Source organism: Parapusillimonas sp. JC17 (genome assembly GCF_052180245.1).
Classification (GTDB): Bacteria; Pseudomonadota; Gammaproteobacteria; order Burkholderiales; family Burkholderiaceae_B; genus Parapusillimonas.
This window is the reverse complement of record NZ_CP197474.1, coordinates 627,633-640,568: the sequence shown is the minus strand read 5'-3', so window position 1 is coordinate 640,568 and position 12,936 is coordinate 627,633. Positions and strand designations below refer to the sequence as shown.

The 12,936-nt window shown below is 63.9% G+C and carries 11 protein-coding genes; 6 read left to right on the top strand and 5 right to left on the bottom strand.

All coding sequences use genetic code 11. From position 1 onward, the window contains the following. Positions 1-8: 8 nt before the first annotated feature. Genes ACSBPU_RS03070 through ACSBPU_RS03045 form a run of 6 tightly spaced genes read left to right on the top strand, consistent with a single transcriptional unit; the run spans position 9 to position 6,784 of the window. Complete coding sequence (locus ACSBPU_RS03070; protein ID WP_442595497.1) at positions 9-1,640, top strand: ABC transporter ATP-binding protein; 1,632 nt, start codon at positions 9-11, stop codon at positions 1,638-1,640. A 54-nt stretch (positions 1,641-1,694) separates the two neighbouring features. Beyond that, positions 1,695-1,979, top strand: a complete 285-nt coding sequence (locus ACSBPU_RS03065) for a cupin domain-containing protein (protein ID WP_180069938.1) — start codon at positions 1,695-1,697, stop codon at positions 1,977-1,979. 13 nt (positions 1,980-1,992) lie between these two features. Next, positions 1,993-3,054 carry a histone deacetylase family protein gene (locus ACSBPU_RS03060; RefSeq protein ID WP_180069939.1) on the top strand — a complete coding sequence of 354 codons (1,062 nt, stop codon included), beginning with the start codon at positions 1,993-1,995 and terminating at the stop codon, positions 3,052-3,054. 36 nt (positions 3,055-3,090) lie between these two features. Continuing rightward, the gene (locus tag ACSBPU_RS03055) at positions 3,091-4,353 is read left to right on the top strand and encodes a Zn-dependent hydrolase (RefSeq protein WP_442595495.1); all 1,263 of its coding nucleotides are present in this window, start codon (positions 3,091-3,093) and stop codon (positions 4,351-4,353) included. Positions 4,354-4,368: 15 nt separating this feature from the next. After that, on the top strand, positions 4,369-5,268 hold the full coding sequence (locus tag ACSBPU_RS03050) for a DMT family transporter (RefSeq protein ID WP_442595493.1): 900 nt from the start codon (positions 4,369-4,371) through the stop codon (positions 5,266-5,268). A gap of 19 nt (positions 5,269-5,287) precedes the next feature. Then, entirely contained in the window at positions 5,288-6,784 is a 1,497-nt protein-coding gene (locus ACSBPU_RS03045; RefSeq protein WP_442595490.1) for an aldehyde dehydrogenase, read from the top strand. A 128-nt stretch (positions 6,785-6,912) separates the two neighbouring features. Here ACSBPU_RS03045 and ACSBPU_RS03040 read toward each other — a convergent pair whose 3' ends face one another. The 5 genes from ACSBPU_RS03040 to ACSBPU_RS03020 form a co-directional block, all read right to left on the bottom strand. Next, positions 6,913-7,845, bottom strand: coding sequence for a 2-hydroxyacid dehydrogenase (locus ACSBPU_RS03040; protein WP_442595488.1), 933 nt, complete (start codon positions 7,843-7,845; stop codon positions 6,913-6,915). 21 nt (positions 7,846-7,866) lie between these two features. Continuing rightward, a complete protein-coding gene (locus tag ACSBPU_RS03035; RefSeq protein ID WP_442595486.1) occupies positions 7,867-9,603 on the bottom strand; it encodes a thiamine pyrophosphate-binding protein in 1,737 nt (578 codons plus the stop codon). Between the two features lie 16 nt (positions 9,604-9,619). Next, positions 9,620-10,408, bottom strand: coding sequence for an HpcH/HpaI aldolase/citrate lyase family protein (locus ACSBPU_RS03030; protein WP_442595484.1), 789 nt, complete (start codon positions 10,406-10,408; stop codon positions 9,620-9,622). Between the two features lie 34 nt (positions 10,409-10,442). Further along, a complete protein-coding gene (locus ACSBPU_RS03025; protein WP_442595482.1) occupies positions 10,443-11,165 on the bottom strand; it encodes a FadR/GntR family transcriptional regulator in 723 nt (240 codons plus the stop codon). 262 nt (positions 11,166-11,427) lie between these two features. After that, the gene (locus tag ACSBPU_RS03020) at positions 11,428-12,933 is read right to left on the bottom strand and encodes a tripartite tricarboxylate transporter permease (protein WP_442595480.1); all 1,506 of its coding nucleotides are present in this window, start codon (positions 12,931-12,933) and stop codon (positions 11,428-11,430) included. Positions 12,934-12,936: the final 3 nt, after the last annotated feature.

The window sequence follows — 12,936 nt, the reverse complement described above, 5'->3', positions numbered from 1 at the left end:
AGCGCGACATGGACAGCAAGACACCACTGCTTTCGGTACAGAATCTATCCATTCCGCTGCCCGCCGGCGGCGACCGGCCCTATGCCGTCGACAATGTTTCGTATGACATCTTTCCCGGCGAAATCCTTTGCATCGTCGGCGAATCCGGGTCGGGAAAATCCATGAGCGCCAACGCCATCATGGGCTTGTTGCCGGACTACCTGAAACCCACCCAGGGCCGCATTCTCTTCAAGGGCGCCGACCTGCTCACCCAGCCCGAAAGCCGGCTGCAGGCCATGCGCGGACAAGAGATCGGCATGATCTTCCAGGAACCGCTATCGGCGCTGAACCCGCTCATGACCATCGGCAAGCAGATCGGCGAAGTCATGCAGGTGCACGACAAGTACCCCGGAGAACAACGCAAGAAGCGCGTGCTCGAGCTCTTGAACTTCGTGGGCCTGCCCGACCCCGAAATGCTCTACAGCGTCTATCCCTTCCGCCTGTCGGGCGGCCAGCGGCAGCGCGTGATGATCGCCATGGCGCTGGCGCTGGAGCCCGACCTGCTGATCGCCGACGAACCCACCACCGCGCTCGACATGACGACCCAGGCGCAGATTCTTGCGCTGATCGCCCGCATCCAGAAAGAGAAAGGCATGGGCGTCATGTTCATCACGCATGACTTCGGCGTGGTCGCCGAGATAGCGCACCGCGTGGCGGTCATGGAAAAAGGCATACTGGTCGAACAAGGACCCGCTGACCAAGTACTGAACCAGCCGGCGCATCCCTATACCAAGCGGCTTATTTCCTCGGTGCCCCACCGCCGCATGGACGAGAGTGCGCTGGCCGAACAACCTGCGCCGGTGCTCGAGGTCCGCAATCTGCGCAAGACCTACGTGACGGGCGGGGGATTGCTGGCCGGCAAGCGCGTCGTCCGGGCGGTCGACGACGTCAGCTTCACGGTTGGCCATGGCGAGACGCTGGGAATAGTGGGCGAGTCCGGTTCCGGCAAGTCCACGATAGGCAAATGCCTGCTCAAGCTCATCGGGCTCGATGGGGGGCAAATGCTCTTCCAGGGCAAGGACATCGCGCCGCTGTCCGAAGGCGAATTCCGCCCCATGCGCCACAACATCCAGATGATCTTCCAGGATCCGTTCGCCTCGCTCAATCCGCGCCACACCATAGGCAAGATCCTGACCGACGGCCCCGTCGCCAATGGCAAGCCTCATGCACAGGCCGAAGCGCGCGCGCGCGAACTGCTGGACCTGGTCGGCCTGGATGCCTCGGCCTTTCATCGCTACCCCAACGAATTCTCGGGCGGCCAGCGCCAGCGCATCGGCATTGCCCGGGCGCTGGCGCTGGATCCGAAGCTGCTGGTGGCCGACGAATCCGTATCGGCGCTGGACGTTTCCGTACAGGCCCAAGTGCTGGAGCTGCTTCGCACCCTCCAGCAGAAGTTGCAGATCGCCATGATTTTCATCACGCACGATTTGCGTGTGGCGGCCCAGGTCTGCAATTCCGTCGTGGTGATGCACCGGGGAAAAATCGTGGAGTTCGGCCGGCCCTCGCAAATTTTCGATGCACCACAGAACCCTTATACGCAGCAATTGATCGCCGCTGTGCCGGGCAAGCACTGGGATCCCACCCAGGCGGAGACGGCATAGCGTTCCAGGTCCCGGAACACACCAGTATTGCAGTTGAACATCAGGAGCAAGACCATGACGCGCCCAGCAGCAATCCCCACCGTGCAGATAGACAACGATACCGTCAAGGTAACGGAATGGCGTTTTCCGCCCGGCGGAGAAACCGGTTGGCACCGCCACGGAATGAACTATGTGGTCGTGCCGCAAACCAACGGCCCGCTGCTGCTCGAAACACCGGACGGCGAGGTCACCAGCCAGCTGACGGCGGGCGTCTCCTACTTCAGGCCGGTGGGGGTCGAGCACAACGTCATCAACCCGTCGGAGACCGAGTTCGTGTTCGTCGAGATCGAAATCAAGTAATCCCGGGACTCACATGAAAGCATTTTTCTCCGAAGAGCAGCTGTTGCATCAGCCTCAACAATTCATGCGGGCGGGGCGCATCTGCGCGCCCGCCGACGTGCCCGCGCGCGCGAGCATCTTGAACGACATGCTCGCCCAGGCAGGCATCAGAAGCGAGACCCCGCCCGACTATGGACACGCCATGCTTGCCGTGCACAGCCTGGAGTACCTCGAATTCCTGAAAAGCGCCTATTCCCGATGGCAGGCCTTGAAGCGGCCGGGACTCGAACCGGGCCCCGAGGTCCTGCCCAATATGTCTCCGTACCATAACGGGCGCCTGGAACTAGCGGGCCGCCCGCCGTGCCCCTCTAATTCAATCATCGCCCAGGCCGGCTATTACATCAGCGATCTGGCCTGCCCCATCGGTCCGCACACCTGGCAGGCCGCCGTGCGCTCCACGCATTGCGCCATCGCAGCGGCGGATTGGGTCAGCGCGACCAAGGACATCGCCTACGCGCTGTGCCGCCCTTCCGGGCACCATGCCCACTATGATCGGGCCGGCGGTTTCTGCTATTTGAACAACAGCGCCATTGCAGCCCAGCGCCTGCGTGAAACGTTCTCGTCGGTAGTGGTCCTGGACGTCGACGCCCATCACGGAGACGGCACACAAAACATCTTCTACCAGCGTTCGGACGTCATGACCGTGTCGCTGCATGCCGATCCGGCCGACTACTATCCCTTCTACTCGGGCTACGCCCATGAGCGCGGATACGGCAGCGGCCACGGCTATAACGTCAATGTTCCATTGCCTCACGGCACCACCTCGGCGGGTTTCATCTGCGCGCTGGACGAAGTCCTGATCACGCTGCGCGACTTCCGTCCTCAGGCGATGGTCGTGGCGCTGGGCTTCGATACCTACCGCGATGATCCCATCAGCGTCCTCAACCTGGATCTGGACGCGTACCGGCAGATCGGCGAACGCATCAGCGCACTGGGCCTGCCCACCGTCGTCGTCCAGGAGGGCGGCTATATGGTGGACATCCTCGGACAAGCCCTGAACTCGCTGCTCCGAGGCCTGAAGGCCACTCAATCCTAGATCCCGTCAAAGGCCAACATTCGAAAGGAGTCCGGCATGAGCGACATTTCCCAACTGACGATAAACGGCGACCGCCTCTGGCGATCGCTGATGGATCTGGCCGAGATCGGCGCGACCGCCAAAGGCGGCAATTGCCGCCTTGCGCTGTCTCCCCTGGACGGACAGGGGCGCGACCTGGTGGTGGGCTGGATGAAGGATGCAGGCCTCGACATCACCGTCGACCAGATCGGAAACATCTTCGGACGCCGGCCCGGGCGCCAGCCGTCGCTCGCGCCCGTGGCCACCGGCAGCCATATCGACACACAGCCCACCGGCGGAAAATTCGACGGCTGTTTCGGCGTCATGGCCGGGCTGGAAGTCATGCGCACCCTCAATGAAAAAGGCCTGGAAACCGAAGCGCCGCTGGAACTCGTCATCTGGACCAATGAAGAAGGCACGCGTTTCGTGCCCGTCATGATGGGCTCCGGCGCCTTCTGCAAGGTCTTTCCGCTGGAAACCGCGCTTTCCGCCGTCGACGTGGACGGCAAAGCGGTGCGCGACGAGCTCGTGAACATCGGCTATGCAGGCAAAGCCCCCGTTCCATCGCATCAAATCGGCAAGTACTTCGAGGCGCACATCGAGCAGGGTCCCATCCTGGAAGCGGAGGACAAGGTCATCGGCGTCGTGACGGGATCCCTGGGGCTGCGCTGGTACGACGTGACTGTGACGGGCATGGAGGCGCATGCGGGCCCGACACCCATGCCCCTGCGCCGCGATGCGCTCTATGCCGCAACGCACCTCATGCAGGAGGTAGTCAGGATCGCGCTCGATCATGCGCCGCAAGGCCGCGGCACGGTCGGCGTGGCCAATGTCTTTCCGGCCTCGCGCAATGTGATTCCCGGCCGCGTGTCGTTCACGGTCGATCTGCGGCATGAGAACGCCGAGCGCCTTGCCGACATGGACGCCCGGCTGCGCCGGGCCTGCAAGGCCCTGTCCGACGGCGAGCTCTGCGGCTATGCCGTCGACGTCGATTTGCAAGACGTGCAGCATTTCCCCCCCACGCCTTTTGCGCCGGAACTGATCGACGCGGTAAGGACTCAGGCTGAAGCACGGGGCTATGCGCACATGCCCATCGTGACGGGTGCCGGCCACGACGCGGTCTATATGGCCACCGTCAGCCCGACCGCCATGATCTTCGTGCCCTGCAAGGACGGCATCAGCCACAACGAGGTCGAGGACGCCAGGCCGGAACACCTGGAAGCCGGCGCCAACGTGCTGTTGGGCGCCATGCTCGCGCATGCGGGTCTGGCGTCGGACTAGGGCCGGTTGACATCCATGAGCTCGATACCCGCGCCGGTGCAGTCCTCGTCCGCAACGCAGAAGGCGGGCGTCCTGATCTTTCTTTGCGGCTTGATGACGTTTTCGGTGTTCGATGCGTCATCCAAGTATCTGCTTGAAACCTATCCGGCGCCCTTTCTGAACATCATGCGCTACGCGACCGTGGCCTTGCTGGCCGTGGCGATGCTGCTTCGGCATGGCGGGCCCAGGCTTCGCGATGCGCCGCACAAGGCGATGCTGATCTGGCGCGGCGTGGCACTGGGCACGGTGGGCACCTGCTTCATGACGGCGCTCATCTGGATGCCGCTGGCCGAGGCAACGGCCATCTATTTCACATCGCCGCTCATCGTGGTCGTCCTGTCTCAGTGGTTCCTGCAGGAAAAGGTCGGGCTGGCGAAGTGGCTTGCCGTTCTCGCGGGTTTTGCCGGCATGCTGCTGGTCGTGCGGCCCGGCAATGACTTGCCGGCCCTGGGCACGGCGCTGATGGTGGTATCGGCCATCTGCTTTTCCATATTCCAGCTATTGACACGCAAGCTGGCGGGCAAGGTCGCAAGCCATATCCAATACAGCTATACCGCCTTCGTGTGCGTGGTGATCACTGGCCTGCCGGCTCCTTTCTTCCTCCCGGATCCCTGGCCCGACCTGCCAGACTTCCTGTTCATCCTGAGCCTGGGCGTCTGCAATGGCGCGGGCCACCTGCTGCTGATCGCCGCCTTTCAGCGTGTGGCCGCATCCACGCTGGCCCCGTTGAACTATTGCCAGCTGCTCATGGCCGTGGCGTTCAGCACCTTCCTGTTCAACCAGCCACCCGACGCACTGGCCCTGACCGGCATCGCCCTGATCACTGCGGCCGGCGTCTTCCTCGCCCTGCCGCGCGGCAATACGCCGCCGGCCTGACTCAATACGGAGCCGACACATGACCTCGCACCTCACGCAGCAAGACTGGCAAGCCCGCGCAGGCGGGCTGAAGCTGAGCACCCAGGCCATCATCGACGGCCAGGCCCATGCCGGGCGGGCCAGCCCGCTGGACGCCATCAATCCCGCCACCGGCCGGCGGTTGGCCCAAGTCGCGTCCTGCAACGAGCACGACGTCGACGAGGCTGTCCGCGCCGCAAGGCGCACTTTCGAATCCGGCTACTGGTCCGGCATGCCTCGCGCCGAGCGCAAGAAGCGGCTGCTCAAGCTGTCGGAGCTGATCATGCTCCATGCCGAAGAGCTGGCGCTCATCGAGACGCTGGACATGGGCAAGCCCATCTCCGACACCTTGTGGTACGACATTCCGGAAGCCGCGCGAACCTATGCCTGGTATGCCGAAACCATAGACAAGCAATACGATGAAATCGCGCCCACCGACGCCCAGGCACTGGCCACCATCACGCGCGAACCCCTGGGGGTCGTGGCGGCGGTGGTGCCCTGGAACTATCCCTTGCTGATGGCGAGCTGGAAGGTGGCGCCGGCCCTGGCAATGGGAAACAGCGTCATCCTGAAACCCGCCGAGCAGTCCTGCCTGTCCGCCATCCGCCTGGGCGAACTGGCCCTGGAAGCGGGCATCCCGCCCGGGGTGCTCAACGTCGTCCCGGGGACCGGACCTGTGGCGGGTCAGGCCCTGGGCATGCATCCGGACGTCGACTGCCTGGCCTTCACCGGCTCCACCGCGACAGGCAAGCGCTTCATGCAATATTCCGGCCAGTCCAATCTGAAGCAGATCTGGCTGGAGTGCGGCGGCAAATCGCCCCACATCATTTTCGATGACTGTCCCGACCTGGACAGGGCCGCGCTGGCCGCGGCCATCGGCATCTTCAACAACCAGGGCGAAGTATGCATCGCCGGGTCCCGGCTGTATGTGCAGTCCGGCGTCTACGACGAATTCATGCAGAGGATGGAAGCGCATGCCGCCGCCATGCAGCCGGGCGATCCGCTCGATCCCGGCTCCAAGATGGGCGCCATCGTCGACGAACGGCAGCTCGCGCGCGTGCTGCAGTACGTCGATAGCGGCAAGCAGGAAGGAGCCACGCTACGCGTGGGCGGCAGCCGCGTGCGCGCGGAAACCGGCGGTTTCTATGTGGAACCGACCATCTTCGAATGCGGTTCGCAGTCGCTGACCATCGTCCGCGAGGAAATCTTCGGACCGGTACTCGCCGCCAGCCGGTTCGATACCGAAGACGAAGCGCTGGCGCAGGCCAATGCCTCGATCTACGGATTGGGATCGGGCCTGTGGACAGCCGATCTGTCGCGCGCGCATCGTGTATCGCGCAAGTTGCGTGCCGGGCTGGTGTGGGTCAATTGCTATTTCGACGGCGACGTCACCGTGCCATTCGGCGGCGTGAAGCAGTCCGGCTTCGGACGGGACAAGTCGCTGCATGCGCTGGACAAATACAGTTCGCTGAAGACGACCTGGATCAGCTTGGCTTAGTTGAGAGGGTCAGACCCCGCATGGGCTGTTCAGGGGTCAGACCCCGTACGGGGTCTGACCCCATCGCTAACACAGTCCCGGAAGTCCCCAGGGGTCAGACCCCGCATGGGGTCTGACCCCAAGCCGGTTCAATATCCCCTATCCCTAGCCACCACGCCCGTCAGCGGCTCGCCGCGCAGATAGCAGTTGATCTTGTTCGAAACCTGCTCGATGGTTTCCTCGCGCAGGCTCGCCGCGGCCACGTGCGGGGTGATGGTGATGCGCGGGTCGGACCAGAACGGGTGACTCTCGGGCAGCGGTTCCTGCTGGAACACGTCCAGCGTCGCGCCGAGCAGCTGGCCGGAATCCAGCAGCGGCTGCAAGTCTTCTTCGACCAGATGCGCGCCGCGCCCCATGCTGATCAGATAAGCGCCGGGCTGCAGTTGCTGCAGTGTCTCGCGGCGCAGTATGCCCCGCGTTTCGCTCGTCAGCGGCAACGTGTTGATCAGCACGCGGGTCCGCGCCAGGAAAGCGGGAAGCTCGTCCGCGCCGGCGAACTTCTGCACGCCGGGCAAGTCCTTTCCGCTGCGTGACCAGCCCGCCACCGGATAGTCCAGGCTTGCGATGGTCTGCGCCACGCGCGTCCCCATGACGCCCATGCCCAGGACGCCGACCGTCCATTTCCCCCGCTGTATGTCGGGCTGCTGTTCCCAGCGCTTGAGCTTTTGCAGGCGCTCGTATTCGTCGAACTGGCGCGATGCGCGAACCAGGGCATACACGGCGTATTCCGCCATCTGCACGGCCATGCCCGCGTCCTCGATGCGCACGACGGATACGCCGTCGCCCAGGCCCGGCAGGCGGAACAGGGCGTCTACGCCTGCCCCCAGGTTGAACACCGCTTTTATCCCGGGTTCGCGCTGGAACAGGTCTTGAGGAGGATTCCAGGCAATGGCCAGGTCCGCGCCTACCGAGGCGCCGTTGTGGGACCAGCCATGGATGCGTGCGGAAGGAATGGCCGCCTGCAGCGGCTTGATCCAGGCGTCGTCGTCCAGATCCAGGGTGGAAGCAAAAATGATGTTCACGTCGATCTACAGTCCAAAGGTTCAGTTGGAAGAAGCCGGCAGGCCGGGGCTGAGCATGTCTTGCGCGCGCGCGAGCGCTGCCTTGCGTATTTCCGACAAGGTCTCGCCCGGGGCAATGCCGTTGCTGTCATAGCGTATTTCGAGCAAGGCGGGCAAGCGTTCGGATTGCGCGTAGGACAGCGCGCGCTCCAGGGCGTCAGGGAAATCTTCGGTCCTTTCCACCGCGATGCCCAGTCCGCCATAGGCGCTCACGACTTGGGTAAAGTCCGGATTCTCGAAATCCAGGGCAATTGCGCGGCCAGGGAATTCGCGTTCCTGGTGGGCGCGTATCGTGCCCCAGATTCCATTGTTGTAAACCAGTATCACGATGCCCAGGCGATATTGCATGGCCACGCCCAGTTCCTGCATCGTCATCTGGAAGCAGCCGTCGCCCGCGCCGCATACGACGATACGGTCCGGATGCTCGAGCTTGGCCGAAATGGCGGCCGGCAGGCCATAGCCCATGGAGCCCACCGTCGGGGCGAGGCTGGTGCCCAGCCCGTTGAACGGCCGGTAACGGTGCAGATAGAACGCATAGTTGCCCGCCCCCACCGTCAGGCAAGCCTCGTCGGGCAGACGGCGTCCAAGATGTTCGGCCGCCGCGTCCAGGCTCATGGGGCCTGGAAAATCCAGCGGCTCGAAGCTGTCGAGATACTGGGCATGCGCCTCTTTGACGGCTGCTGCGCGCGGCGCCGCATGGCCGGGCTCGATGGTATCCAGCGCCTGGGCAAACCCCGCGACACTCGCGACGATGGCCTGGCTGGGCATGAAGACCCGGCCCAGCTCGTTGCTGTCGGGATAGACGTGCACCAGCTTCTGGCGTGGATGCGGGCTTTCGACCAAGGTGTAGCCCAGCGTGGTGGCCTCCCCCAGCCGGGTGCCCACCGCAAGTATCAAGTCCGCATTCAGCATGCGGTCCCGCAGTTGGTCGGTCATGCCCCAGCCCACGTGCCCCGCCGCATTGGGATGGCTCTGCCGGAAGCATTCCAGGCGCCGCCAGGCGGTGCCAACGGGAAGCTCGAAGCGTTGCGCGAAATCACCCACCCGCTCAATGGCCTCTTCGGTCCAGCCGCTGCCACCGACCAGCATGAAAGGGCGCTGGGCCTCATCCAGCAAAGATTTCAGCCGCCTCATATCGCCCATGCCGGGATGAACGATGGTCCGCTGATACCTGGGCAGGTCTTCGACCACCGCGCGTCCCCACAAGGTATCTTCGGGCAGGGCCAGCACCACGGGGCCCGGCCGGCCCCCGGTGGCAACCGCGAACGCCCGGGCGATGTATTCCGGTATCCGATCGCTGCGGTCTATCTGGGCCACCCATTTCGCCATCTGCCCGAACATGCGCCGATAATCGATTTCCTGGAAAGCCTCCCGCTCGTAAAAACCATTCCCTACCTGGCCGATGAATAGAATCATGGGCGTCGAATCCTGATACGCCGTATGCACGCCTATGGACGCATTGGTGGCCCCCGGCCCGCGCGTCACGAAGCAGATGCCCGGTTCGCCGGTAAGCTTCCCATAAGCCTCGGCCATGTATGCCGCACCGCTTTCCTGCCTACAAACCACCGCCTGGATGGCGCCCACATGCTCGTTCAAAGCATCGATGCACGGCAGATAGCTTTCACCCGGGACCATGAATAGCCGACGCACTCCTTGCAGCCTGAGCTGCTGCATCAGGATCTGGCCACCACTTCGTTCAACGCCGGGCAGAGCTTTCATGCGGGTTCTCCTCTTTCTATTGGGCCGGCGACAGCGCCCGGTTCAACGCGGGCACTTGGTCTTCCGAGACCGCGTGCTTGGATTTCAGCCCTGCGCCGCGCGCCCAGGCGAGATCTTCCTCCAGGGACTGCGCGTCCCGGTATGCGTGCGCGCTGTCGACGGCGAGGCATCCGGCCGCGGCGCATTCCAGGACAAAACGGCTGCGTATATGCCTGAGCGCCGTCGCATCGTCCGGGTGTTCCATTGCCAGGGCGAAGCCCAGTCTTTCTCCTGCCAGCACGGCGGCCTTGATGCGCGCGCTGGCGGTCAGCACGTCGAACATGCGCACCACGGCCAAGGGCGAGGCCAGCACCGGAACGATCGCCGTGCGCCCGAGCGGCAGCTTCAGGCGTTCCTCGCATGCCTCCAGCAGCGCATCGAGCTCTTCGATGTGCCGAGCGGCATCGGCCTGCGACGTCAGCACGGCATCGGGGCCGCCTTCGATGACTTTCTCGAGCTCGCTTCGCCCCCCATGATCCAGAGCGTTGATGCGTACCGCCGCCACCGTGCCGGCCTGGCGGCACTCCGCCATGAAGTCCACCGCCCGTATGCATGCCGCCTGCCTGTCTTCCGGCGCCGTCAATCCTTCCAGGTCGGCGACCAGTACGTCCGCCCCGGAGGCGATCCCGCGGCGCTGGGCAGCGCTGTCCAGTCCCGGCACGAACAGCCAGCTTCGCCGCCGGGATGAAACGCAGCCCGGCAAGCAGCTGCGGGCCTCGTGGCTTACCAGACTTGAATGGTTGCCGGGAAGATTAGGCAGCGACATGATTCCGGTCCATGTTTGGGGTTGAATACGCGCTTTACAACGACGCCCGGCCAAAATCCGCCCGCAGGCGTGCCAGGATGCCGACCAAGTGATCATGCATGGCATGACGTGCGCGCCCGGCATCGCGATCCGCAATGGCATCGAGAATCTGCTCGTGCTCGAGCCGCGCCTGTTCCCATATGTGCTGCGTGACGAAATGCGCTTCCATGCGGGAATAGACGGCACTGCCCTGGCTCAGGCTCCAAAGATGCGCGATCGCCGACGCCAACGCCGCATTGCCGCAAGAAGTGGCGATCGCCAGATGGAAGGCGCGATCATGGCGGCCGGGTTCTTCGATGGTGTTCATTGCCCTGTGCGCGGCCTCGATCGCCGCAATCTGCGCAGGCAATGCCACCTGGGCGGCCAGTGCCGCGGATTCGGGCTCCAGCAGCAGGCGCGTTTCGAGCAAATCGAAAGGCCCGATGTCGCCGCCCATATCGGTGCTGGGCTGGACCAGCTTCGGGCTCGGCCGTGCGCCCGTCTGCGCCGGCATGACGAAGACGCCGGTTCCCACACGGACCTCGACATAGCCTTCGAGCTCCAGCGCAATCAAGGCCTCGCGCACCGAGGCGCGGCTGACCTGCAGATGCTCGGCCAGGTCTCTTTCGGAAGGCAGGCGGTCGCCCGCCGCGAACTCCCCCGCGCGGATCCGCCCGGCGATCTGCCCGGCGATAATCCGGTAGAGACGAGGCGCGCTCACGGCTTGAAGGGGAATCATGTCATCGACACCAGTGGTCCAGTGGTCAGGCCACTCAATGTAAATGAAAAACCGCGAGGTCGCCAGATCCCCCGCGGTCTTTTAGGTGAAAACCCTGGGGGGGACAGACCCGATGTTTGGGTCTGTCCCCAAAGGCAGTGGGGTCAGACCCCATGCGGGGTCTGACCCCGTGGATGCCCTCGAATGCGCCAGGGGTCAGACCCGATTTGTGGGTCTTACCCCCGGCATTCTGGGCTCGGACCCCATACGGGGTCCGACCCCTTCAGTCTTCTTCCACGAAGGTTTCTTCGCGCTTCTTGCGTATGGACGGCAAGGCGACGATCAGCACCAGGATGAGCGCCAGCACCAGCAATGACGCCGAGAGCGGACGCGTTACGAAGGTGGCATACTCGCCCCGGGCCAGCAGCAGCGCCCGCCGGAAGTTCTCTTCCATCATCGGTCCGAGCACGAGGCCGAGCAGCAGGGGCGCTCCTTCGCACTTCAACTTGGACCACAGATAGCCGATCACTCCGAATGCCGCCGTCATGTAGATATCGAACACGTTGTAGTTGAGCGAATAGACGCCTATCGTGCAGAACACCAGGATCGCCGGAAACAGGATGCGGTAAGGCACCTTGAGCAGCTTGATCCATAGGCCGATCAACGGCAGGTTCAGGATCAGCAGCATCAGGTTGCCGATCCACATCGATACGATCAGGCCCCAGAACAGCTCGGGGTGGCTGGTCATGACCTGCGGGCCGGGCTGGATGTTGTGTATCGTCATCGCGCCGACCATCAATGCCATCACCGCATTGCCGGGGATACCCAGCGTCAGCAGCGGGATGAACGAGGTCTGCGCCGCGGCGTTGTTGGCGGACTCAGGCCCCGCAACTCCTGCCGGATGGCCGTGGCCGAAGCGCTCCGGCTCGCGTGAAAGCTTCTTTTCCAGCGTGTAGGACGCAAACGATGACAGCACCGCGCCGCCGCCAGGCAGGATGCCCAGCGCCGACCCCAAGGCCGTGCCGCGCAGAACCGCGGGATAGGCTTCCCCGAATTCCTTGCGGTTGGGATAAAGCGTGCCGACCTTGTCGGTGATGTCCACACGGTTCTCGCGCTGCTGCAGGTTGTTCATGATCTCGGCAAACCCGAAAACACCCATGGCGACAATGGCGAAGTCGATGCCGTCCTGCAGTTCAGGGATACCGAAGTCGTAGCGGGCCACGCCCGAGTTCACGTCCGTGCCGATCATGCCCAGCAACAGGCCCAGAAGAATCATCGCGATGGCTTTGGGCAACGAGCCCGAGGCCAGGACGACGGCACCCACCAGGCCCAGCACCATCAGAGAAAAATACTCGGCAGGGCCGAACTTGAAGGCGACTTCGGCCAGGGGCGGCGCGAATGCAGACAACAGGACCGTTGCAACGCAGCCGGCGAAGAACGAACCCAGCGCCGCGATCGCCAGGGCCGAGCCGGCGCGGCCGTTGCGCGCCATCTGGTGGCCGTCCAGCACCGTCACCACCGCCGATGTCTCGCCGGGGAGCGCGACCAGGATGGCCGTCGTCGAGCCGCCATACTGCGCGCCGTAATAGATACCGGCAAGCATGATCAAGCCCGCCGTCGGCGGAAGGATGTACGTGATGGGCAGCAGCATGGCGATGGTCGGCACCGGCCCGATTCCCGGCAGCACGCCGATCAGGGTTCCCAGCAGACAGCCCATGAAGGCATAGACGAGGTTTTCGGCTGTGAACGCAACCGACAGCCCCAAAGACAAATGTTCAAGCAGCTCCATGGC